The following is a 22903-nucleotide window of genomic DNA, read 5'->3' on the forward strand; positions in this document are numbered from 1 at the left end:
GCATCAGGGAACAGACAGGAAGTCGCGGTCGTGGGTCAGGGCCGGCACCGCGGCGCGAGCCTTGGCCACGGCGTCCATGTCCAGCTTCGCTGTTAGGATGCAAGGCTCGTCGTGATCCGCCTTGGCCAGAATCTCGCCCCAGGGGCCGACCACGGTCGAGCGGCCCCAGGTGCGGCGCCCGTCCTCGTGCAGTCCGCCCTGGGCCGGGGCGAGGACGAAGGCGCCGGTCTCAATGGCGCGGGCGCGCAGCAGGGTCTCCCAGTGGGCCTCGCCCGTCGGCGCCGTAAAGGCGGCGGGCACGGCGATCATCGACGCTCCGGCCTTGGCCAACTGGCGGTGCAGGTGGGGGAAACGGATGTCGTAGCAGATGGTCAGGCCCAGCCGGCCCCAGGGGGTGTCGGCCACCGCCGCCCCGTCGCCGGGCCGCACCGTCGCGCTCTCGCGGTATCGCTCGCCATTGGGCAGATCGACGTCGAAGACGTGCAGCTTGTCATAGCGGGCCACGATCCCGCCGGACGTATCGATCAGCAACGACCGGTTGGCGGCCCGTCCGTCGCCGGCGTGACCCGACTTGACGATGGCCGAGCCGATCAGCAGCCAGACCCCCAGTTCCGCCGCTAGGCGTCGCAGGCGCAGGACGGCGACATCGGCCGTCTCGTCGGTGATGACGGCGTCGCGGCGGTCGCGGCGCTGTTCCAGGACATTGGTCCCTTCGGGGGTCAGGATGAATTTCGCCCTGCCCGCCGCCGCCTCGCGGATCAGGGGCTCGACATGGGCCAGGGCCGCCTGCGCCGTCGCCGGCGTGCGGGTCTGGATCAGGGCGATGTCGAGCCCGCTGCTCATCGGGTCAGGCGGCCAGAAGCGGGTCGAGCTTGCCGTCCCGGTCCAGGGCGTGGATGTCGTCGGAGCCGCCGACGTGCTGACCGGCGATGAAGATCTGCGGGAAGGTCATGCGCCCGCCCGACTTCTCGACCATCTCAGCCTTCTTCTCGGGGTCGTTGGAGGCGACGATCTCGGTGTAATCGACGCCCTTCTTCTTCAGCAGCGCCATGGCGCTATAGCAGTAGGGGCAGCCGGGCTTGGTGTAGATGACGACTTCGGCCAAATCAGAACTCCAGAAATTGGGCGCCCCGTACAGGCGGGGCGGTTTGGATCTACATAGTCAGTTCACGGGCGTTTCGCACCCGTGCGATGACGGCCAGATCGACGCCCCGCGCCCCGGCCTCGATCAGGGCGCGAGCGCAGGCCTCGCCGGTTGCGCCTGTGGTCAACACGTCGTCGATCAGAAGGATGCGCCGGCCCTTGATCCGGCGGCGTCCGGCCTCGGTGACGGCGAAGGCCGTCTTCACGTTCAGCCGCCGCCCTCTCCGGCTCTTGCCGCCCTGGCTGTCGGTGTGGCTGGTGCGAACCAGGGCGTCCGGCAGATAGTCCAGCCTGGCCTGGCGAGCCAGGGGACGGGCGACCTCGGCCGCCTGATTGAACCGTCGTGACAGCAGGCGGAACGGGTGCAGGGGCACGGGGACCACGGCGTCGGCCTCCTCGATCAGATCGGCGGCGGCCCGGCCGATCCAGCGGGCGAACAGGGGGGCGAACTGCTGCTGGTCGCCGTGCTTGAACCGCAGGATCAGGCCGCGCGAATGGTCGTCATACAGGCAGGCGGCCCGCGCCCTCTGGAACCTGTAGGGCTGGGCGATACAGGCGGCGCAGCGGGTCTCCGCGAACGCCCCGCCGTCGAATTCGAAGGCCGCGCCGCAGCCGTCGCAGACCGGCGCCTCCAGGAATTTGATCCGGCTCCAGGCGTCGGGAGTCAGCCCCGCCGCCGCCGTCGCCTCGCGGCTGTCATGGGCCAGGGGCGGCAGGACCAGGTCGGCCAAGCCGCGCCCCACATCGCGCAACTGACGTCCCGCCCCTTCCCAGGCGCGCCGCCAGCCCCCATCCTGCACATCCATGACCGCCTCCCCCGAAGCCCCGCCCCGCATTTTCGACGCCCGCCGGCGCGAGGCCCGTCTGGCCCGCGCCGCCCATCGGCTGCACCAGGCCGACTTCCTGCACGTCCGGGCGGCCGAGAACGCCGCGGGCAGCCTGGAGGCTATCCTGCGCGAATTTCCGGTCGCCGTCGATCTCTCGGCCCATTCCGGCCCCTTCGCCCACGCCCTGGCGGCCAGCGACGCCGCCGGCCGGGTGGGTGCGGTCGCCACGCCCACCTCGCGCACCGAACGGGCTGCGCCGGGCGCCGCCGCCTTGCCGCTGGCGGACGACTCGACCGACCTGATCGTGTCCCTGCTCAGCCTGCACTGGGCCAACGACCTGCCCGGCGCCCTGGCCCAGATCCGGCGCGCCCTGAAGCCGGACGGCCTGTTCATCGGCACCCTGTTCGGGGCGGGCACCCTGAAAGAGCTGCGCTCGGTCCTTACCGAGGCGGAACTGGCCGAGCGCGGCGGCGCCCAGGCGCGGGTCTCGCCCTTTGCGGACGGCTATGACGGGGCTGCCCTGTTGCAGCGCGCCGGCTTCGCCCTGCCAGTGTCCGACGTGGACCGGTTCACCGTCCGCTATCCCGACCTGTTCGCCCTGGTCCGCGACCTGCGCGCCATGGGCGAGACCAATGTGCTGCACGGCCCGATCCGGCCGCTGAGCCGGGCCGTGATCGCCCGCGCCGCGCGCCTTTACGCCGAACGTCACGCCGACGCCGGCGGCCGCATCCCCGCCACCTTTGAGATCATTCATCTGGCCGGATGGAAGCCGCACGAAAGCCAGCAGAAGCCGCTGGCGCGCGGGTCGGCCAAGGTCCGGCTGGCGGACGCGCTGGGGGTGAAGGAAATGACCGGCGACGAGATCGATTGAAGGCGATCAGCCCTTCAAGGCGTCGGAAATCTTCTGCATCGTCCGGCCGTAGCTGCCCTCGTTCGATCCGCCGATGGCGGCGAGGCCGCTGATGATGACCAGAACGATCAGGGCGCAGATCAGGCCATATTCGATGGCGGTGGCGCCGTCCTCGTCGTTCAGGAACCGGGCGATGAAACGTCTCATGGCCGGCCTCCCTGGTCGGCGGTGATCAGAGCAGGTCGCGCAACCAGGCGACCAGAGGTTCGTCCGCCGGCGGCATGGGATAGTCCGAAAGCTTGTCCGGCTTCACCCAGGCCAGGCCGTCGTGTTCACGCGCCGTGACCACGCCGTCCCACCGTCGGCACAGATACAATGGCATCAACAGGTGAAAGGAATCGTAAGCGTGGCTGGCGAAGACGAAGGGCGCCAAGCAGGATTCGCTGACGGTGACGCCCAGCTCCTCCTGCAATTCGCGGATCAAGGCCGCCTCGGGCCGCTCGCCGGGCTCGACCTTGCCGCCCGGAAACTCCCACAGGCCGGCCAGTTTCTTGCCCTCTGGCCGTTTCGCGATCAGCACCCGCCCGTCCACATCGATCAGGGCGACGGCGACGACAAGGACGGTGGGGAGGGTTTCAGTCATTCGTCAAACAGCTTTCGCAGATCATAACCCGCATAGACCACGTCCAGCAGCAAGAGGCCGTCGTCGCGGATCTGGTAGAGAAGATGAAGGCGCCGCGCCGCCAGCCCCATGCGCAGTGTCGGGTCGCCACCCACAGCAGGACAGCTTTCTGGATATTCGCTTATGCGATCAAGCAAGTGACCTAAGGCGTCGCGCAGCCTGCGAGCCCCCGCAGGGCTTTCCTGGGCGATCGAAACCATCAAATCGGCGAGCTGAGCCTGCGCCCTTGCAGAAAGTCGGACGTCAACGCCCACGTTCGGCTTCGACCCCGTCAATCAATTGATCAAGATCGGCCAACACTTCTGTCGCGGCTCGCGCGGGCGCCGCCTCGGCGTCCTCAATGGACCGTGCGACCCAGGCCATGGCCTCCGCCGAAGGCGATGGTCCACGCAGGTCGTCGATCAGTTGCTGGCTGACCATCGGCCCGTCCATGCGAGCATAGGGATCGAATGGTTTCGGCTTCGCGCTCATGCCCTCACCTTACCACGAAATCAGCTGCGATAATCGCCGTTGATCTCGATATAGCCCTTGGTCAGATCGCAGGTCCAAACCGTGGCCGAGGCCCGGCCCGCGCCCACATCCACGGTGATGTCGATCTCGGCGCTCTTCATATAGGCCGTCATGGCCGCCTCGTCGTAGGTCGGGGACGGAGCGCCGTCGACGGCGGCCTGGTGCGGGCCGAACTTGATCGCCAGACGGTCGCGGTCCACCGGCTCCTCGGTCTTGCCCACGGCCATGACGACCCGGCCCCAGTTGGCGTCCTGACCGGCGATGGCGGTCTTGACCAGGGGGCTGTCGGCGATGGACTTGGCCAGCTTGCGGGCCGAGGCGGGGCTGGCGGCGCCGTCCACCGTCACCTTGACGAACTTGGTCGCCCCCTCGCCGTCGCGCACCAGCTGGTGCGCCAGGTCCAGCATCACCTTGTCCAGGGCCGCCGAGAAGCTCTTCAACCGCCGGTCGCCGACCCGACCGATCCGCGGCGCGCCCGAGGCGCCGGTGGCGAACAACAGGGCCGTGTCATTGGTCGAGGTGTCGCCGTCCACCGTCACGCTGTTGAAGGTGGTGCGAACGTGCAGACCCAGCAGGGCCTGAAGCACGTTCGGATGGATGTCGGCGTCGGTGACGATGAAGGCCAGCATGGTGGCCATGTCCGGCGCGATCATGCCCGATCCCTTGGCGATCCCGGCGATCCGGACCTTGTAGCCCTCGATCTCGGCCTCGGCGTAGGACCCCTTGGGGAAGGTGTCGGTGGTCATGATGCCGCGTCCGGCCCGCGCCCACTGCTCGGACGGATGGATGTCGGCGTCCAGGCCGGCCTCGATCTCGGGCAGTTTGGACACGATCTTCTTGTCGTCCAGCACCACGCCGATCACCCCGGTCGAGGCCAGCATGACGTCGCGCTGGCGGCAGCCGAACCGTTTGGCCACCTCGGAGGCGGCGCGGCGGGCGGCGTCGGCGCCGGCCTTGCCGGTGAAGGCGTTGGCGCAACCGGCGTTGACCACCAGGGCGCGCACGTCCTTGCCGCCCTCTGCCCCGCCCAGCGCCTTCTTGCACCAGTCCACCGGCGCAGAGCCGATCTTGTGGCGGGTGAAGACGCCGGCGCAGCTGGTGCCCCGCGCGAACCGGAACACCACCAAGTCATCACGCTCATGCTTGTAGAAGCCGGCGCGGGCGGTGGCGATCTCGACCCCGCCGATGGGGGGAATCGTGGGGAAGGGCACGGCCAGGGGCGAGAGGGCCAGGCCCGGCTTGCCGGCGGTCGGGGCGGGCGCGGCGGCGGGTTCGGCCGCGCGGGTGGCGCGTTTCAGGGCCGTGGCGAAGGGGTCGAGGGCCTTTTCGAACGCCTGTTCGATCTTCTGGCCGGTGGTCGAGGGGGTCTTGGTCATGTCAGGCGGCCGGAGCGGGAACTGGAGCGGGAACGGAGGTCGGGGAAGAGGCGGCGGGCGCTAGAGGCTGAGCCGAAGCGGGTTCCTGATCCTGTCCGGCGCTCTCGCCCGACAGCAGGACATCGACCTTGGCCTTGCCGCGCAACTGCTCCAGCAACTGCCGCACGCCTTCATAGGTCAGATACCGGACGATCTGCGGCCGCGCCTGTTCCAGGGTCGGCGGGCTTTCCTTGCGGCGGTCCTCGACGCGCAGCACGGCCCAGCCGCCCTCGGTCTGGAACGGTCCGACGGTCGAGCCCGCCGGTCGGTCCCGAAGCGCCCCGGCATAGGCCTGCGGCATGACGTCCAAGGTCGAATAGCCCAGATCCCCGCCGGAAAACCGCGTCGCCTCGTCCACGGACCGCTCCATGGCCACGGCCTCGAAGCTGGCGCCCTGGCCCAGAATGCCGATGACGGCGTCGGCCTCGGCCTTGGTGCGCGACAGGATCAGGCGGACGCGGATTTCCTCCGACGTCTTCGCCAGACGCAGCTGCTCATTATAGAGGGTCTGGACGGCCTCGTCGGAAATCGCGCCGTTGACCACGCTCTCGACCAGCATGTCGCCCAGAATTCTTTCGCGCGTGGCTTCCAGCCGGCGTTGCGCCAGGGGCGAGGCGTCCAGGCGGCGGCGCTCCGCCTCCCGCGCCAGCAGTTTCTGATCGATAACCTCGTCCAGGACCCGGCGGAATAGGTCAGAGGTCACGTCCAGGGGTTCGCCCTCGCCGACCAGGCCTTGGGCCACCGCCTCGCGTTTGACGTCCGAGGCCCAGACGGTTTCGTCCAGGACCCTGGCCACCGCGCGATCCCCGGGTTCAGGCGCCTGATCCCCGCCGCCGCCCCGCGAACAGGCGGACACCGTCAGCGCCGCGGCCAGAACCACGATCAAAAACAGGCCTGAAACTCGCGGAAATGGGGTCAAGAGAGGGCTCCGTCGAAGGCGGCCGAAAGCCCCTCGCGTTGACAGGGGTTAGGCCGGTGCTTAAGTCCCGCCTGCGCCCAAGTCGAGGGGTTTTGATCGTCTGCGCGGCCCTTCGCGCGCGCCAGTTCCGGCGCACCGGGGTCGCCATCGGTTCGGGCCCCTCTTGCGGCGTCCGTACCGCCGCCCCTCTCGGGATTTCCAGAGCCGCTCAGCTCGCAGACGCTCGACCGCTTACCGGATCCAATATGCTCGGCTTCGCCAAGAAACTTTTCGGCTCTTCCAACGACCGCAAGGTCAAGGCTTTCCAGGACCACGCCCAGCGCATCAATGCGCTGGAGCCCAAGTTCGCCGCCCTGTCGGACGACGAGCTGCGGATGATGACCGACGCCTTCCGGGATCGTCTGGCCAATGGCGAGACCCTGGACAAGATCCTGCCTGAAGCCTTCGCCGTGGTGCGCGAGGCGTCCAAGCGGGTGCTGGGCCAACGTCAGTATGACGTCCAGCTGGCCGGCGGCATGATCCTGCACGAAGGCGGCATCGCCGAGATGCGGACCGGCGAGGGCAAGACCCTGGTCGCCGTGGCCCCCGTTTATCTGAACGCCCTGCCCGGCAAGGGCGTTCACGTCATCACCGTCAACGACTATCTGGCCCGCCGCGACGCCGAGACCATGGGCAAGGTCTATCGCTTCCTGGGCCTGGAAGTGGGCGTCATCGTCAATGGCCTGAGCCAGGGCCAGCGCCAGGCCGCCTACGCCGCCGACGTCACCTACGGCACCAACAACGAGTTCGGCTTCGACTATCTGCGCGACAACCTGGTCTATGACCGGCGCGAGATGGTGCAGCGCCCGCACAATTTCGCCATCGTCGATGAAGTCGACTCCATCCTGATCGACGAGGCGCGCACGCCCCTGATCATTTCGGGCCCGACCGAGGACCGGTCGGACCTGTACAAGGTTCTGGACACCCTGATCAAAGAGCTGATCAAGGACAAGGACACCTTCGAGCTGGACGAGAAGCAGAAGCAGGTTCTGCTGACCGAACTGGGGTCTGAGCGTCTGGAAGAGGCTCTGGAACAGGGGGGGCACTTCGCCCTCGACACCACCGGCCTCTATGACGCCGCCAACATCAGCTTGGTCCACCACTCCAATCAGGCCCTGCGCGCCAACACCCTGTATCAGCGCGACAAGGACTATATCATCAAGGGCGGCGAGATCGTCCTGATCGACGAATTCACCGGCCGGATGATGACCGGCCGCCGTCTGTCCGAAGGTCTGCACCAGGCCATCGAGGCCAAGGAAGACGTCAAGATCCAGCCCGAGAACCAGACGCTGGCCTCGGTGACCATCCAGAACTATTTCCGCCTTTACCAGAAGCTGTCGGGCATGACCGGCACGGCCGCGACCGAGGCGCAGGAATTCGGCGACATCTACAAGATGGACGTGCTGGAGGTGCCGACCAACCGGCCGATCCAGCGCAAGGACTATGACGACGAGGTCTATCGGACCCACGCCGAAAAGAACCAGGCCATCGCCAAACAGATCGCCGAATGCCACCTGGCGGGTCAGCCCATCCTGGTCGGCACCGTCTCGATCGAGCGTTCGGAACAACTGTCTGAACTGCTGAGCAAGTACGAGTACAAGGTCGAGGTCTCGCGCAAGCTGAAGCCGCAGTACGAGGGCAAGGCAAAGGAAGCCGAGAAGATCGGCGACGCCGCCTATGACATCACCTACGAGACCAAGCTGCGGGGCATCCCGCACTCCGTCCTGAACGCGCGCCAGCACGAGCAGGAGGCCTATATCGTTGCCGACGCCGGTCTGCCGGGCGTGGTGACCATCGCCACCAACATGGCCGGCCGCGGCACCGACATCCAGCTCGGGGGCAACCTCGAGATGAAGATGCAAAAATGGCTGCTGGAACAGCGCAACATGGCCGTCGAGGTCACGCCCGAGATGGAGCAGGCGCAGGAGGCCCAGTTCAAGGCCGACATCGCCGTGCAGAAGAAGATCGCGCTGGACGCCGGCGGTCTGTTCGTCCTGGGCACCGAGCGCCACGAGAGCCGCCGGATCGACAACCAGCTGCGCGGCCGCACCGGCCGTCAGGGCGACCCCGGCACCTCGAAATTCTACCTGTCCTGCGAGGACGACCTGCTGCGCATCTTCGCCGGCGACCGTCTCGACTCGATCATGAAGACTTTCGGTGTGGCGGAAGGCGAGGCCATCACCCACCCCTGGCTGAACCGCGCCATCGAGACCGCCCAGAAGCGGGTCGAGACCCGCAACTACGACATCCGCAAGAACCTGCTGAAATACGACGACGTCGTGAACGACCAGCGCAAGGCCGTGTTCGAGCAGCGCCAGGAGTTCATGGACTCCGAGGACCTGTCGGAACTGGTCGGAGACTTCCGCCGCGACGTGGTGTCCGACCTAGTCGAACGCTATATGCCGCCCAAGGCCTATGCCGAACAGTGGGATATCGACGGCCTGGACGAGCGGGTCCGCACGACCCTGGGTCTGGAACTGCCGCTACACGACTGGGCCGCCGAGGAAGGCGTGTCGAACGAGGAGATCGAGGAGCGGCTGCTGGCCGCCGCCGACGCCCGCGCCGCCGAACGCCTGGAACAGATCGGCGCTGCCCAGACCCGCGGCCTTGAAAAGCAGTTCATGCTTCAGATGATCGACATGCAATGGCGCGAGCACCTGGTCCACCTTGACCATCTGCGCGGCGTCATCGGCCTGCGTGGCTACGGCCAGCGCGATCCGCTGAACGAGTACAAGACCGAGGCCTTCTCGCTGTTCGAGAACCTGCTGTACGACCTGCGCCACAACGTCACCCGCTGGCTGATGACGGTCGAGTTCCGCTTCCAGCCGCCGCCGGAAATGCCCGAGTTCCAGGAAATCCACCTGAACCCCGGCACCGGCGAGAACGAGATGGCCAATCCGTCGGCTCAGAATCCCGAAGCAACCCTGATCGGCGACGACCGCTCCAAGCTGCCGGTCGAAGCCCTGCCGCCCGGCTGGGAAATGACCGGCCGCAACTCGCCCTGCCCCTGCGGGTCAGGCCGCAAGTTCAAACACTGCCACGGGGCGCTGGTCTAAGGACCGACATCCCCAGTTCCGTCACCCTCGGGACAAGCCCGAGGGTGACGGAACTGGGAGTGCAGGCTCATTATCAGCGCACGACGCGCCTTCGCCCGAACGCGGTCCCCGTCAACAGCGTTCTGATGAAGAAGAAGATGGCGATGACGATCGCATAGCCCAGGAACAGGGCCAGGGCCGTCATCCAGAAGCTGACCGTCAGGATCGCCGGAAGGGCGAACTCGCCGCCGTTCAGCACCGGCAGGATCGCCAGGACGATCAGATGCACCAGGGTCGCGCCCAGGGCGGTCGAGGCCAGCGACCGCCAGTCCGCCATCAGCAGGGCGGCGATGATGGCGATGATCAGCCCCATCACCTGGTTGACGCCGTCGAAACCGGCGCTGGCCAGACCGGCGATTCCACTCAGGAAGTCGCCGATCTGATCGATCAGATTTTCCATCTTATCACCCCTGCGAATTAAATTCGAAAAACGCGCCGGCCAAGCTTGGTCGGTTCGTATCGGTTAACGCCGCCTGTGCTTAAAGGCTCCCTCGCGCGATACGAACCCGGCTACGGTCGGGGCTGCAGGATCTACAGGACGATATGAAGGCCCGAACCAGCGTCGAAGACATCGCCGGCGGCATCGCGCTCCGGGTAGCGGCTGCGGGCGCCTTTTCGATCATGACGGCGACGTTGAAGCTGGCGTCGTTTGACGGGGTGGTGGCGGCCGAGATGCTGTTCTACCGCGCCTTCTTCGGCCTGCCGGTCGTGGTGATCTGGGTCTTGACCCAGCCGGGGGGCTTGGCGGGGCTGACGACCCGCCGCCCCTGGGCGCTCGCAGGCCGCAGCGCTCTGGGCATCGCCTCGATCCTGTGTCTGTTCCAAACCCTGACGATGCTGCCGTTGGCCGACGCCACGACTCTCAGCTTCACCTCACCCATCTTCGCCACCCTGCTGTCCTTCCTGATCCTGAAGGAGGCGGTGGGGCCGCGCCGCTGGGCCGCCGTTGCGGTCGGCTTCGTCGGGGTGATCATTGTTATGCGGCCTGTGGCCCTGATCTCTGGCGGCGGGGATCACGCCATCCCTCTGGTCGGGATCGGCTTTGCCCTGGCCGGCGCCCTGCTGACGGCGGGCGTAACCATCACCCTGCGCCAGCTGCGCGACACCGAACATGTCGCCGCCATCGTCTTCTGGTTCTTCGCCGCCTCGTCCGTGGTGGGCGCGATCCTGCTGGCCTTTGTCGGCAAGATGCACAGCCCGGCCACCTTCGGCCTGCTGATCGGTTCGGGCATAGCCGGCGGCCTGGCCCAGCTGTTCATGACGGCCTCGCTGCGCGCCGCCCCCGTCGCGGTCGTGGCGCCCTTCGACTATCTTCAGATCGTCGGCGCCGTCGTTTTCGGCTGGTGGCTGATGCACGCCACGCCCAGCGCCAATACCTTGGCCGGCGCCGCCCTCATCGCCGCCAGCGGCCTCTACACCGCCTGGCGCGAACACGTCCGCCGCAAGGACGCCCTCATGCAGACGACCGCGCCGCCGGTTTAGGGCAGGCGGCGAGCCGGAGTGCTCCTGGCGCCCGCCCGCCGGAAAGCGGTGCGGGCTTTGGATGGGGAGGCTTGGAGGGGCCGCCGATCGCTTATTTCTTCGACAGGGCGCCGGCCAGGATGACGTCGATCTGCTTGCCCATATGATCGGACAGGGCTTTGGCGTCCCATTCGTCATAGGCGGCGCGGCGGTAGTTCGACAGATAGGCGTCCCAGATCAGTTCGACCAAAAGACGGATGTCGGCGTCCTTGCTCAGTTCGCCCTTCGCGACGGCTTCCTGGAGTATGCCGCCAATAGCCAAAAGCAGGTTCTTGGTTGCGGCGCGGGCGCGCATTTCGGCGGCCAGGGGCTGGAACCAGGACCGGGCGACGATGGCCTGGAACAGGGGCAGTTGGTCCAGAGAGGAGTGATAGCCTGCGCTCAGGGCGCCCAGCAGGCGCTGGCGAACCGGCTCGCCCTCGGGCGCGCCGGCCTCGACCACCTCGGCGAGACGCGACATGTCCTCGGTCAGGACGGCCTCGAACAGTTCGGCCTTGTCCTGGAAGTTCGCGAAGACGGCGCCGGTCGACATGCCGGCCCCCTTGGCGATGTCGCGGATCGTCGCCGGCTCATAGCCCCGCTCGGCAAACAGCGAGCGCGCGGCGTCCAGAACCTTCTGGCGTGTCCGGATCTTGGCGGCCTGGCGGCGGTTAAGACGGGGGGCGGCTTCGGTCGAAAGAACGGAATCGGTCATGAAATCAGGCTTTTACTCTACGCATTTTCGGAAGCCCTGACGGAGCCCGAAGTGGATTGGGTCGTCGCTTGAACTATGGGGTGAGACGTTTTGACTCTTCGCCCGCCAAACGCGCGATATCGAAGCAGGGCTTGCATCATGGAACCATGACGAAAATGGGTCGCGAACGCAGATGTGTGAGCTAAGGATGTGAAATCTAAGCTTAACTGTTCTGGTTACCTGTCCCATTCTGGGGCATTCTCAACGCTCGGGTGGTTCTACTGCGTCCTCCGGCGGGTATGGCGGCCTGAAAGGTTCGGCGGAATTGATCCCGCTTTTCGTGGATGGAGGCGAGCACCAACCCCATGGGCACGCCCAGATCGACAAGGGTGTTTTCCGCCAGCTGCAGGCTGGCTTCCGTCGTCTCCGGCACCGCATCTGTGACGCCCAGCGCATAGAGGCGGGCCGCATGCTGGTCGTCGCGCGCGCGGGCGATGATGATCAGGTCTCCACGCAGGGCGCGCGCCGTCGTCACCACTTCATCCACCTTGGTCGGCGCATCCATGGTCACGATCAGGGCGCGGGTGGACAGGACGCCGCAGTGGGCCAGCATCTCGGCCCGTCCCGCGTCGCCATAGAAGACGTCGAGCCCGTCGCGGCGTCCGGCCGCGACGGCGGCGGCGTCCGTGTCCAGGGCGATGAAGGGCTGGTCGTGTTCCCTCAGCAGTTCTCCGATCAGCCGCCCGACCCGGCCGAAACCGACGATGATGACGGCGCCGTCGGTCTGCTCGGGCGGCGCGGCGCCCTCGGGCGTGGTCGGCAGGTCCGGGGCCTTTTCGCGCGACAGCCGCTGACCCAGCAGGGCCAGCAGGGGGATGGAGAAGATGCTCAGGGTCGCCGACAGGGCCACGGTGCTGGTCACCGCGGGGGGCGCGATTCCCTCGACCAGGCCGGTGGCGAAGACCACGAAGGCGAACTCGCCCGCCGGGGCCAGAACCAGGGCGGTCTCGATGGCCGGCTTGGCGCCCAGGCCCCACAGCCGGGCCAGGCCGAAGATGACCCCGGTCTTCACCACCGTGATGGCCAGGGCCAGGCCGAACAGCAGGACCGGGTTGGCGGCGACCGCGCCCAGATCCAGCCCCAGGCCGACCCCGACGAAGAAGACGCCCAGCAACAGGCCCTTGAACGGTTCGATCGAGACCTCGACCTCGCGTCGGAACTCGGTCTCGGCCAGCAGGACGCCGGCGACCAGGGCGCCGATGCTCATGGACAGGCCGCTGGCCTGGGCCGCCAGACCGGCGGCGACTACCACCAGCAGGCTGGCGGCGACGAACAGCTCGCCGCCCTGGGCCGACTTGCGCGCCCGGGCGACGGACCGGAACATCGGTCGCAGCACCACCCGGCCCAGCAGCACCAGCAGCCCCAGGCCGATGGCGGCCGGCACCAGGGTGAACAGCGACCGTCCCAGCACCGCCGGATCCAGCGAGCCGCCCGCCTGGGCGACCGCGGCCAGAACGCTGACGGTGATCAGGATCGGCGCGACCGACAGGTCCTGGGCCAGCAGTATGGCGAAGGTCGAACGCCCCACCGTCCCCTTCAGCCGCCCGCTCTCGGCCAGAACCGGCATGACCACGGCCGTCGACGACAGGGCCAGACCCATGCCGAGCACCGCCGCGCTGACCGGGGTCTGACCCACCAGCATGAACAGGCCCGCCAGCACCAGGGTGCAGGCGACGACCTGCATAAGCCCCAGGCCGAACACCAGCCGCCGCATGGCCCGCAGCCGCTCCCACGACAGCTCCAGCCCGATCATGAACAGCAGGAAGGCGACGCCCAGCTCCGACAGCTGCGCCAGCTGGCCCGGATCGCTGATGGTGAAATAGGACAGCCACGGAACCGCGTCCGAGAACCGCGCCAGCCCGTCCGGTCCCAGCACCACCCCAGCCGCCAGAAAGCCCAGAACCGGGCTGATCTTGAGCCTGTTGACCAGGGGCACGATCACCCCGGCGGCGGCCAGAAAGACCACCAGATCCTTATAGTCCCCGCCGTGCCCCTGCATCCGCCCTCCGTATCAGCGGCATCTGACCCCGAACCGCCGCCCGTGGCGAGAGGTCGCGCCCCTTTCATGAACTTTTTTTAAGGCGACAGTCCCGGCCTCGGGTCTAGGGTCCGCTCCGACCCGCCCGTTTCGGGGGTGGAACCTAGGATACAGTGATGAAAAGACTGCTTATCGGGGCCGCCGTCGGCGCCCTCCTGTTGCCTGCCGCCGCCTTCGCCCAGGACGTCGATCACGACCACGCCTGTATCGACGAGACCTGCTCGATCGTCTCGTTGTTCTCGGGCGAGGAGACCGCCGCCGGCTGGCAGGGCGTGGACGCCCCCCGCTACGGGACCTGGGGCTTCGATATGGCCGGCCGCGACACCTCGGTGAAGCCGGGCGACGACTTCTTCCGCTACGCCAACGGCGCGGCCTTCGACAAGCTGGTCATCCCGTCGGACCGCACGAGCTACGGCTCCTTCGCCCTGCTGCGCGAACTGTCCGACAACCGGATGAAGCAACTGGTCCTGGGCCTGGCCTCGCGCACCGATCTGGCGCCCGGCTCGGACGAGGCCAAGGTGGCCGACGCCTACCGCGCCTACATCAACGAGGCCCGGATTGAGCAGTTGGACGCCCAGCCGCTGCAACCCTATCTGGCCGCCATCCGCGCCGCCGACAGCCATGAGAAGATGGCCGTCTATATGGGCCAGACCGTCGGCCGTTTCGGCGGATCCTTCTTCGGCAGCGGCATCACCATCGATGCGAAACAGCCGACCCGCTACGTCGTCTCCACCGGCCAGTCGGGCATCGGCCTGCCGAACCGCGACTATTATCTGGACGCCCGCTACGCCGATAAGAAGGAGAAGTATCAGGCCTATGTCGCCGATATGCTTGGCATGATCGGCTGGGCCAATCCGGCCGAGACCGCCGCCCAGATCGTCGCCCTGGAAACCAAGATCGCCGAGGCGCACTGGAGCCCGGTCGAGAACCGCAACCGCGACCGCACCTATAACGAATACACCATCGCCAAACTGGCCCAGGACGCGCCGGGCTTCGCTTGGCAGGCCTATTTCGACGCCGCCGAACTGGGCGGCGTGCCGCGCCTGATCGTGCGTCAGGACACGGCCATGCCCAAGATCGCCGCCATCTACGCCGAGACGCCGGTCGAACTGCTCCAGGCCTGGGAAGCCTTCCACACGGCCGACGACATGGCGCCCCTGCTGTCCAAGCGGTTCTCGGACGCCCAGTGGGGCTTCCGCTCGCGCGACCTGTCGGGCCAGCCCGAACAGCGCACCCGCGAGAAGCGCGCCATCTCCTTCGCCGAAGGTTCGCTGGGCGAGGCGACGGGCCGGCTCTATGTCGCCCAGTATTTCCCGGCCGAATCCAAGGCCAAGATGGAAGAACTGGTCGCCAATCTGCGCACCGCCCTGTCGCACCGGATCGATAATCTGACCTGGATGGGCGACGAGACCAAGGCGGCGGCTCAGGAGAAGCTGCGTAAATTCACCGTCAAGATCGGCTATCCGGACAAGTGGCGGGACTATTCCGGTCTCGAAATCCGCGCCGACGACCTGGTCGGCAACGCCGAGCGTCGCGGCCTGTTCGAATGGAACTACGATCTCGCCCGCCTGGACGAGCCGGTCGACAAGTCCGAGTGGGGCATGACGCCTCAGACGGTCAACGCCTACTATAACTCGGCCAATAACGAGATCGTCTTCCCGGCCGCCATCCTGCAGCCGCCCTTCTTCGATCCGAACGGCGATCCGGCGGTCAACTACGGCGGCATCGGCGGCGTGATCGGCCATGAGATCGGCCACGGCTTCGACGACCAGGGCTCCAAGTCCGACGGCGACGGCGTGCTGCGCAACTGGTGGACCCCGACCGACAAGGCCAATTTCGAGGCCCTGACCGCCCGCCTGGGCGCCCAATACGCCACCTATGAGCCGATCGCCGGCTACACCATCAACCCCGGCCTAACGATGGGCGAGAACATCGGCGACGCCTCGGGCGTTGCCGTGGGTCTGGAGGCCTATCGCCTGTCGCTGGCCGGAAAGCCCGCTCCGGTGCTGGACGGAACCACCGGCGACCAGCGCTTCTTCTACGGCTGGGCCCAGGTCTGGCAGTCCAAGTACCGCGACGAGGCCCTGAAGCAGCAGGTCGCCACCGACCCGCACTCGGCGGCCCAGTTCCGGGTCATCGGCCCGCTGCGCAACGTCGACGCTTGGTACGACGCCTTCGACGTTGAGCCGGGGACCAAATACTATCTGACGCCGGAAGACCGCGTCCGCATCTGGTAGGCGGCGCGTCTTTGAAGACGTGAAAGGCCGGGGTTCGCCCCGGCCTTTTTCATGTGGAGACAGGATGAAAAATCGGGTCCGAAATCTGTAGATCGCATCGAAAAAATCTACAGGTCGTGCATTTTGTGCGAGGCTCCAGGCACGAAAAAGCCCGCTGCGGGGGATACATCGCAGCGGGCTTTCGTGCTCTTTGAAGAGCGGACGTTTCCTCCCCGAAACGCCTTCGAGTGCTGCGCGCTTGAGCAACGCTTGCCCTCGAGTGAGTTCATTTGCCGCAACCGGGCCGGGGACGTCAACGGGCTTGTGACGGTGAATCGAACTTTCTTCGACTTATCGCCGATAACTGTTACCAGACAGACTTATTTATCGAAGCTTATTCGATAATGGTCCGAATGGCGGAAACCATGTCGGCGCGGGCGATCTTCATCTGTCCCGGCCGCTCGGCCTTCCAGGCGTCGTTGTCGGCGATAGCCGTGGCGGCGGCACGGCCGGCGTCCAGGTCCTTGATCGTCACCTCGCCGGCGGCGATCTCGTCCCCGCCCAGAATGACGACGGCGGGCGATCCGCGCCTGTCGGCGTATTTCATCTGGGCCTTCATGCCCGCCCGGCCCAGATACAGTTCCGCCGCAATTCCGGCGGCCCGCAGCTCGGCGACTGCGGCCAGATAGTGGCTCATGTCGTCTTCAGAGAAGACGATGACCACCACTGGCCCGCGCACGGCATGCTCGCCGCCGCGTCCGGCCGCGCGAAGGGCCGAGGCCAGGCGTGAGACGCCGAAGGAGAAGCCGGTCGCCGGCAGGCTCTGGCCGGTGAACCGGGCGACCAGATCGTCATAGCGTCCACCGCCGCCGATGGAGCCGAACCGAACCGGCCGCCCCTTGTCGTCGGTGGTCTCCAGCAGCAGTTCGGCCTCGAACACGGCGCCGGTATAGTATTCCAGCCCGCGCACGATGGTGGGATCGAACTTCACGGCCTCCTGGCCGACCTTCATGGCGCCCAGCGCCCGGTCGATGGCCGCCAGCTCGTTCAGCGCCGCCTCGCCCGCCGCGCCCAGGTCCCCGGACCGCGCCACGGCCTCCAGCGTCTCGGCCCGTGAAAGGCCGGGGGTGTTGGCCGAGGCCAGGAAGGCCTCGATGGCGCCGGTCACCTTGGCCGGCAGGCTCGCGCCCTTGGTATAGTCGCCGGACTCGTCCAGACGACCCTCGCCCAGCAGTTGGACGACGCCCTCCCAGCCCAATCGGTCGAACTTGTCGATGGCGCGAAGAGCGGTCAGCCGCTGACCGGCCTCGGTCACGCCGCCGGCGTCGAACAGGCCGTCGAACAGTTTGCGGTTCGAGACGCGGATCTGGGCCTGGCCCGCGTCCAGCCCGGCGGCGGCCAAGCCTTCGCAGGCCATGGCGATGATCTCGGCGTCGGCCTCGGGCCGGTCGGAGCCCACGGTGTCGGCGTCGCATTGCCAGAACTCGCGGAACCGGCCGGGGCCGGGCTTCTCGTTGCGCCACACCGGCCCGTAGGCGTAGCGGCGGAACGGCTTGGGCAGGGTCTCCCAGGTCTGGGCGGCGAACCGGGCCAGGGGCGCTGTGTGGTCGTAGCGCAGGGCCATCCATTCGCCCGGTTCATCCGAACCCGCGTCGTCCTGAAGCGCGAACACCCCTTCATTGGGTCGGTCGGCGTCAGGCAGGAATTTGCCCAGGGCGTCGGCGTATTCGAACGCCGGCGTCTCCAGCGGCTCGAAGCCCCAGCGCTCATAGACCTCGGAAACGCGCGCCACGATGCGGCGTTCGGCGGTCAGGTCGCGGCCGCGCTTGTCGGCGAAACCGCGGGGATTGCGGGCGAGGGGGCGGAGGGGGGCGTCTTCGGTCATGGCGGGGCCTTAAGCCAAAGGGGCGCCGCTCGCAACGCAGCCGGGGCGTCTCACCCCTCCAGCGTCTCAACCGTCAGATTGCCGTTGGTATAGACGCAGATCTCGGCGGCGATCTTCATGGCCTTGCGGGCGATGGCCTCGGCGTCCAGGTCGGTTTCCTCGATCAGGGCGCGGGCGGCCGACAGGGCGTAGTTGCCGCCCGAGCCGACGGCGGCGACGCCGTGTTCCGGTTCCAGCACGTCGCCGACGCCGGTGACGGTGAAGATCGACGACTTGTCCGCCACCAGAAGCATGGCCTCCAGCCGACGCAGATAGCGGTCGGTGCGCCAGTCCTTGGCCAGGTCGACGCAGGCCCGCGCCAACTGGTCCGGATACTGTTCCAGCTTGGCCTCCAGCCGTTCGATCAGGGTGAAGGCGTCGGCGGTGGCGCCGGCGAAACCGGCCAGCACCTTGCCGCCGGCCAGGGTCCGCACCTTGCGCGCCGCGCCCTTGACGATGGTCGGTCCCATCGAGACCTGGCCGTCGCCGGCGATCACCGTGCGGCCGTTTCGGCGCACCGCCAGGATGGTGGTGCCGTGCCAGTCTGGGAAGTTGGATTGGGTCATGACGCCCAGATGGCGTGAGGCCGTTCCGGGATCAAGCCTGCCCCGATGTCAGATACCGGTGTCATATTTTGACCTAAGTTATCAGTGTAAAGTAAGAAAATTCACCAATATCACGCGAAATCGGGGATAGAGATTTGCTCTATCGGGTTCTTATTGTGAGCGAAACGGTCGGCGCCATAGGCCGCTCGGCCGGGAGCGTGGTCGATATTCTCGGCGCGTCCGAGCACAACAACCGGCGCGACGCGATCGGCAGCGCCATGATGTTTTACGAGGGTCAGGCGGCCGTGCTGCTCGAGGGTATGCGCGCCGACCTCGATCGGCTGGTGAAGCGGCTTTTCGCCGATCCCCGGCATCGGGCGATGCGGATACTGTCGGATCGGCCGATCGTTCAGCGCCGTATCAACGAACCGGTTCGCCTGTGCGCCCTGACGCCCGAACAGGCGGCGGAGTATCTGCACGGACGGCGGCTCGAGGACGTCGCCGTCGAGGGGCTGGAGCGCCTGCTGTCGTGCGACCGGCTGAGGGTGTCGGCCTGCGCCGCGTGACCGCCTGCTCTGCGTGTTTCGTTAACCTGCTCGCTTTACGGCTAAAGATCGATCTTCGGTCGTAAAGCGTATGAGTAATCAATGAGTTTGTTCCGTATCGTCTATGTCAGCGACGCCGTGGGCGACGCCGGCCTGGGCCTCTTGCCCTTGATCGACATCATCGGCGCCTCCGACCGGAACAATCGCAGGGACCATTTAACCGGCGTCCTGATGCGGCACGAGGGCCGGTTCTTCCAGGCCATCGAAGGCGCCCGTGTCGATCTGGACCGATTGATGGGGCGGCTGCGGGCCGATCGGCGGCACGCCAATATTCAGATCCTGGCTGAAATCCCGATTAAGGAGCGCCTCTTCCCCAACTGGGCCATGGCTCAGGCCGACGCGCCGCCGGCGCTGGGCCGGTTGCTGAAGGGATCGCTGGTCGATCCGTCGGTTCCGGATCAGGCAGACCGCATCCTGGTCGACGCCAGCCGCGCGATAGCTGCGATCGCCTAGGTTTCGTTGCAGCCGCGGGCCTCGCGTGAAGAGCTCTGCGTCGCTAGATGGAGCCATGGTTTTCTCCGAAGACGAAGTCGAACGCTACGCCCGGCATCTGGTCCTGTCCGAGATCGGCGGGCCGGGGCAGCAGGCGCTGAAACGCGCGCGGGTGCTGATCGTCGGGGTCGGCGGCGTGGGAGCGCCGGCCGCCCTCTATCTTGCGGCGGCGGGGGTAGGGACCTTGGGGTTGATCGACGACGACGTCGTGGGCCTGTCGAACCTCCAGCGCCAGATCCTCTTTTCTACGCCGGAGACCGGCCGGCCGAAGGTCGAGGCCGCCGCCGCGCGCCTGGGCCAGCTGAATTCCCACGTGACGATCCAGACCTTCGCCGAACGGTTGACGCCGGCCAATGCGGCGGAGCGGATCGACGGCTTCGACATCGTCCTGGACGGGACCGACGATTTCGAGACCCGGCTGGTCGTCAACGCCGCCTGTGTGGCGACCGCCAAACCCCTGGTCTCGGGCGCCCTTGGACGCTGGAGCGGTCAGGTGGGCGTGTTCGCCGGACGACCCTGTTACCAGTGCCTGGTGCCCGAGGTTCCGCCGGACGCCGAAACCTGCGCGCGTGTCGGTGTGGTCGGCGCCCTGGCGGGCGTGGTCGGGTCGATGGCGGCCTTGGAAACCATCAAGCTGATCACGGGAGCGGGCGAGGCCCTGAGCGGGCGGCTGATGCTGTATGACGGTCTGGCGGCGACGGCGCGGACGGTGCGGGTGACGGCCGACCCCCATTGCCCGGTTTGCGGCGGTTGAATCTCAGGCGGCCGTGGCGAAACGGACGTCGGCCAGATCCAGATCCGGGATGTGCGGGGCGAAGCCCAGGGCCGGGTTGCTGAGCACCGTCACCAGCCGCTCGCCGCAATAGAGGTACAGGGTCTCGAACCCGACCCAGGTTCGGGCGACCTCGGCCAGAGCCTGATTCGCCGCTGTGTCGTCGGTCGCGCCCAGAACACAGATGTCACGCACCGGAACGCCCGGCAGGTTGACGATACAATAGTAGGAGTCCAACGCACGCTTCCTCAGACAGGTCGCCGGAAACGAAGCCCGCTCGCGGCGGTTCCTCCCCTGCCCGTGGTTTTCGACAGCCGTGTGAGTCCGGTCCGACAGACTTGTGAAAAGGAGACCCGATGGCCCGACGTCCCGCCTCGCCCAAACGTCTGAACGCCGCCAGCCTGGCGTCCCTTGGGGCGGACCGACTGGGCGAGCTGTTGATGCAGGCGACGGACGGCGACGCCTTGCTGAAACGTCGTCTGCGGCTGGTGCTGGCGGCCGAGGCGGGGGAGGAGGCCCTGACGGTCGAGCTGGACAAGCGGCTAACGGCTCTGGCGTCCGCACGGGCGCGGGTGTCCTGGCGCAAACGGCCGGACCTGCTACGCGACCTCGACATGTTGCGCCGTGCGGTGGTGGACGACCTGGCGCCGCGAGCGCCCGTCGCCGGGCTGGACCGGTTGATCGCCTGGTTCGACCTGTTTCGCGGCCTGACGTTGCGGGTCAAGGATCCGCGCGGCGAGATGACGGCCGCCTTTGAGGCGGCGGCGCCCGATCTTTGGACCGTCGGCCAGACGGCCCTCATGGATCAGGCCGCGATGGAACGTCTGGCCGCAGCGATCGAACGCCATCCTCTGGACTATGCCCGGTGGATCGGCGCGGCGGGGGAGGCCCTGACATCCGAGTTGGCGCGGGCTCTGCTGGCGGCGCTGGACACCAGTTCGGGCGTCCGCGGCGCGCGAACGGCGATCCGGCGACTGGCGGACCGGGCCGAGGACCTGGACTTGTGGCTGTCGCTGGCCACGCCTGATGAACGGGGCGCGCCGGACTTCGCGGCGGCGGCGGCGCGGCGGTTGCTCGCCGCCGGTCGGATCGCCGAGGCGCGTCAGGCCCTGGAGGCCGCGCTGAAGCCGTCGGCCGCGAACCGGCGCTTCACCTTCGGTCGGTCGCCCGCAGCGGGTCCACCGTCCCTGACCCCCGCCTGGGAAGCGGCCTCCATCGACCTGCTCGACGCCGAAGGGCGCAAGGCCGAGGCCCAGGACCTGCGCTGGGCGATGTTCGAACGCGACCTCTCGGCGCCGGCATTGCGCGACTATCTTGCCCGCTTGCCCGATTTCGACGATGTCGAGGCCTTGGACCGCGCCCTGGCCCATGCCGCGGCATACGCCGATTTCGAGACCGCTCTCGGCTTCCTGATGGACTGGCCCGCCCACCGCGAGGCCGCCGCCCTGGTCGAGCGCCGCATCGGTCAGGTCCGCACACAGTTGCCGCTGAAGGCCGACTGGGCCGCGCGGCTAGCGCAGAAATACCCGGACGCGGCCGAACGGCTGCTGGCCGCGCCCTAGAGCATCGCCGGGATGACCCGGTCCGGCGGGCGGTGGCCGTTCTGGTAGGTCATGACATTGGCGATGACCCGGTCGCCCATGTCCTGGCGCGCCTCCAGTGTCGCCGAGCCCAGGTGGGGCAGGAGCACGACATTGGGCTGGCCCAGCAGGCCGGGGTGGATGGCCGGCTCGTTCTCGAACACGTCCAGGCCGACGCCGGACAGGGACCGGGTCGCCACGGCTTGAGACAGGGCCGCCTCGTCGATCAGTTCGCCCCGCGCGGTGTTGACCAGGATGGCGTGGGGCTGAAGCTTCGCCAGCCGTTCCGCCGACAGCAGGTGGTGGGTGTCCTTGGTCGCCGGGCAGTTCAGCGAGACCACGTCCATCCGCGCCAGCATCTGGTCCAGATCGTCCCAGTAGGTCGCGCCCAGTTCTTCCTCGATCAGGTCCGAGACGGGTTTTCGGTTGTGATAATGAACCTGCAGGCCGAAGGCCTTGGCGCGGCGGGCCAGGGCCTGGCCGATCCGGCCCATGCCGACGATGCCCAGCCGCTTGCCCCACAGTTTGCGGCCGCACATCCAGGTCGGGGTCCAGCCCTCGAACCGCCCCTCGGCCACCACCTGGGCGCCCTCGACGATGCGGCGGCTGACGGCCAGGATCAGGCTCATGGCCAGGTCGGCCGTGTCCTCGGTCAGGACGCCGGGCGTATTGGTGACGATGATCCCGCGCGCCACGGCGGCGTCGACGTCGATATGATCGACCCCTGCGCCGAAGTTGGCGATCATCTTCAGCTGGTCGCCGGCTCCATTGATCAGGTCGGCGTCGATGACGTCGGTGATGGTGGGGACCAGAACCTCGGCGCGCTGAACCGCCGCCTGAAGCGCCGCCCGGTCCATCGGCTGGTCCTTCAGGTTCAGCTCGGCGTCGAAAAGCTCGCGCATCCGCGTCTCGACCGCGTCCGGAAGGCGTCTGGTTAATACGACCTTAAGCTTGCGAACGGACATTGCGGGCCTTGGTTAGCGGGCGACGGTTCAGG

Annotated in this window: 24 protein-coding genes; 8 read left to right on the forward strand and 16 right to left on the reverse strand. The window is 67.5% G+C overall.

Annotation, left to right across the window (positions count from 1 at the left end):
• Positions 1-3: 3 nt before the first annotated feature.
• The 3 genes from PKE72_RS12030 to PKE72_RS12040 are packed head-to-tail and all read right to left on the reverse strand — an operon-like array spanning position 4 to position 1949.
• Positions 4-843 (reverse strand): carbon-nitrogen hydrolase family protein, encoded by an 840-nt coding sequence (locus PKE72_RS12030; RefSeq protein WP_271165621.1) that lies wholly within the window; start codon positions 841-843, stop codon positions 4-6.
• 4 nt (positions 844-847) lie between these two features.
• Entirely contained in the window at positions 848-1105 is a 258-nt protein-coding gene (grxC, locus tag PKE72_RS12035; RefSeq protein WP_271165622.1) for a glutaredoxin 3, read from the reverse strand.
• A 49-nt stretch (positions 1106-1154) separates the two neighbouring features.
• A complete protein-coding gene (locus PKE72_RS12040; protein ID WP_271165623.1) occupies positions 1155-1949 on the reverse strand; it encodes a ComFC family protein in 795 nt (264 codons plus the stop codon).
• Here PKE72_RS12040 and PKE72_RS12045 point away from each other — a divergent pair.
• Positions 1948-2841: a methyltransferase domain-containing protein gene (locus PKE72_RS12045; RefSeq protein ID WP_271165624.1), complete on the forward strand. Its 894-nt coding sequence runs from the start codon at positions 1948-1950 to the stop codon at positions 2839-2841. The genes PKE72_RS12040 and PKE72_RS12045 overlap by 2 nt on opposite strands.
• 6 nt (positions 2842-2847) lie before the next feature.
• On the opposite strand, the gene PKE72_RS12050 is transcribed toward PKE72_RS12045, so the two are convergent.
• From PKE72_RS12050 to PKE72_RS12075, 6 genes are read right to left on the reverse strand one after another with little or no spacing between them, the layout of a single operon-like run.
• Entirely contained in the window at positions 2848-3027 is a 180-nt protein-coding gene (locus PKE72_RS12050; protein WP_271165625.1) for a Flp family type IVb pilin, read from the reverse strand.
• Between the two features lie 25 nt (positions 3028-3052).
• Positions 3053-3463 (reverse strand): (deoxy)nucleoside triphosphate pyrophosphohydrolase, encoded by a 411-nt coding sequence (locus tag PKE72_RS12055; protein ID WP_271165626.1) that lies wholly within the window; start codon positions 3461-3463, stop codon positions 3053-3055.
• On the reverse strand, positions 3460-3756 hold the full coding sequence (locus PKE72_RS12060) for a type II toxin-antitoxin system RelE/ParE family toxin (RefSeq protein ID WP_271165627.1): 297 nt from the start codon (positions 3754-3756) through the stop codon (positions 3460-3462). Before PKE72_RS12060 ends, PKE72_RS12055 begins: the two co-directional genes overlap by 4 nt.
• Entirely contained in the window at positions 3746-3973 is a 228-nt protein-coding gene (locus PKE72_RS12065; protein ID WP_271165628.1) for a hypothetical protein, read from the reverse strand. Before PKE72_RS12065 ends, PKE72_RS12060 begins: the two co-directional genes overlap by 11 nt.
• A 20-nt stretch (positions 3974-3993) precedes the next feature.
• Positions 3994-5388 carry a bifunctional glutamate N-acetyltransferase/amino-acid acetyltransferase ArgJ gene (argJ, locus tag PKE72_RS12070; protein ID WP_271165629.1) on the reverse strand — a complete coding sequence of 465 codons (1395 nt, stop codon included), beginning with the start codon at positions 5386-5388 and terminating at the stop codon, positions 3994-3996.
• A gap of 1 nt (position 5389) precedes the next feature.
• Positions 5390-6346 (reverse strand): peptidylprolyl isomerase, encoded by a 957-nt coding sequence (locus PKE72_RS12075; protein WP_271165630.1) that lies wholly within the window; start codon positions 6344-6346, stop codon positions 5390-5392.
• A gap of 245 nt (positions 6347-6591) precedes the next feature.
• Between PKE72_RS12075 and secA the strand changes: the two genes are divergently transcribed.
• Positions 6592-9441, forward strand: a complete 2850-nt coding sequence (secA, locus tag PKE72_RS12080) for a preprotein translocase subunit SecA (RefSeq protein ID WP_271165631.1) — start codon at positions 6592-6594, stop codon at positions 9439-9441.
• Between the two features lie 73 nt (positions 9442-9514).
• Here the strand turns inward: secA and PKE72_RS12085 are convergent, their stop codons facing one another.
• Positions 9515-9880 carry a hypothetical protein gene (locus PKE72_RS12085; protein ID WP_271165632.1) on the reverse strand — a complete coding sequence of 122 codons (366 nt, stop codon included), beginning with the start codon at positions 9878-9880 and terminating at the stop codon, positions 9515-9517.
• Between the two features lie 143 nt (positions 9881-10023).
• Here PKE72_RS12085 and PKE72_RS12090 point away from each other — a divergent pair, with 143 nt between their 5' ends.
• Complete coding sequence (locus PKE72_RS12090; protein ID WP_271165633.1) at positions 10024-10962, forward strand: DMT family transporter; 939 nt, start codon at positions 10024-10026, stop codon at positions 10960-10962.
• 91 nt (positions 10963-11053) lie between these two features.
• Here the strand turns inward: PKE72_RS12090 and PKE72_RS12095 are convergent, their stop codons facing one another.
• Together PKE72_RS12095 and PKE72_RS12100 are read right to left on the reverse strand one after the other, a co-directional pair.
• Positions 11054-11695, reverse strand: a complete 642-nt coding sequence (locus PKE72_RS12095; RefSeq protein WP_271165634.1) for a TetR/AcrR family transcriptional regulator — start codon at positions 11693-11695, stop codon at positions 11054-11056.
• Between the two features lie 202 nt (positions 11696-11897).
• Positions 11898-13733: a cation:proton antiporter domain-containing protein gene (locus PKE72_RS12100; protein WP_271165635.1), complete on the reverse strand. Its 1836-nt coding sequence runs from the start codon at positions 13731-13733 to the stop codon at positions 11898-11900.
• Between the two features lie 155 nt (positions 13734-13888).
• On the opposite strand from PKE72_RS12100, the gene PKE72_RS12105 reads away from it, so the two are divergent.
• Complete coding sequence (locus PKE72_RS12105) at positions 13889-16009, forward strand: M13 family metallopeptidase (protein ID WP_271165636.1); 2121 nt, start codon at positions 13889-13891, stop codon at positions 16007-16009.
• 373 nt (positions 16010-16382) lie between these two features.
• Here the strand turns inward: PKE72_RS12105 and hisS are convergent, their stop codons facing one another.
• Together hisS and hslV are read right to left on the reverse strand one after the other, a co-directional pair.
• A complete protein-coding gene (gene hisS / locus PKE72_RS12110) occupies positions 16383-17873 on the reverse strand; it encodes a histidine--tRNA ligase (RefSeq protein WP_271165637.1) in 1491 nt (496 codons plus the stop codon).
• Positions 17874-17923: 50 nt separating this feature from the next.
• Entirely contained in the window at positions 17924-18478 is a 555-nt protein-coding gene (gene hslV, locus PKE72_RS12115) for an ATP-dependent protease subunit HslV (RefSeq protein WP_271165638.1), read from the reverse strand.
• A gap of 134 nt (positions 18479-18612) precedes the next feature.
• Between hslV and PKE72_RS12120 the strand changes: the two genes are divergently transcribed.
• The 3 genes from PKE72_RS12120 to PKE72_RS12130 all read left to right on the forward strand — a co-directional run bounded on the left by PKE72_RS12120 (position 18613) and on the right by PKE72_RS12130 (position 20308).
• Positions 18613-19023 carry a BLUF domain-containing protein gene (locus PKE72_RS12120; RefSeq protein ID WP_271165639.1) on the forward strand — a complete coding sequence of 137 codons (411 nt, stop codon included), beginning with the start codon at positions 18613-18615 and terminating at the stop codon, positions 19021-19023.
• An 81-nt stretch (positions 19024-19104) separates the two neighbouring features.
• The gene (locus PKE72_RS12125; RefSeq protein WP_271165640.1) at positions 19105-19515 is read left to right on the forward strand and encodes a BLUF domain-containing protein; all 411 of its coding nucleotides are present in this window, start codon (positions 19105-19107) and stop codon (positions 19513-19515) included.
• Between the two features lie 55 nt (positions 19516-19570).
• Entirely contained in the window at positions 19571-20308 is a 738-nt protein-coding gene (locus PKE72_RS12130; protein WP_271165641.1) for a HesA/MoeB/ThiF family protein, read from the forward strand.
• Between the two features lie 3 nt (positions 20309-20311).
• On the opposite strand, the gene PKE72_RS12135 is transcribed toward PKE72_RS12130, so the two are convergent.
• Positions 20312-20563, reverse strand: a complete 252-nt coding sequence (locus tag PKE72_RS12135) for a hypothetical protein (protein WP_271165642.1) — start codon at positions 20561-20563, stop codon at positions 20312-20314.
• A 119-nt stretch (positions 20564-20682) separates the two neighbouring features.
• Between PKE72_RS12135 and PKE72_RS12140 the strand changes: the two genes are divergently transcribed.
• Positions 20683-21888, forward strand: a complete 1206-nt coding sequence (locus PKE72_RS12140) for a DUF6880 family protein (protein WP_271165643.1) — start codon at positions 20683-20685, stop codon at positions 21886-21888.
• On the opposite strand, the gene PKE72_RS12145 is transcribed toward PKE72_RS12140, so the two are convergent.
• The gene (locus PKE72_RS12145) at positions 21885-22871 is read right to left on the reverse strand and encodes a 2-hydroxyacid dehydrogenase (RefSeq protein ID WP_271165644.1); all 987 of its coding nucleotides are present in this window, start codon (positions 22869-22871) and stop codon (positions 21885-21887) included. The genes PKE72_RS12140 and PKE72_RS12145 overlap by 4 nt on opposite strands.
• Positions 22872-22903: the final 32 nt, after the last annotated feature.

The sequence above is a fragment of the Brevundimonas intermedia genome (genome assembly GCF_027922165.1).
Taxonomy (GTDB): domain Bacteria; phylum Pseudomonadota; class Alphaproteobacteria; order Caulobacterales; family Caulobacteraceae; genus Brevundimonas; species Brevundimonas intermedia.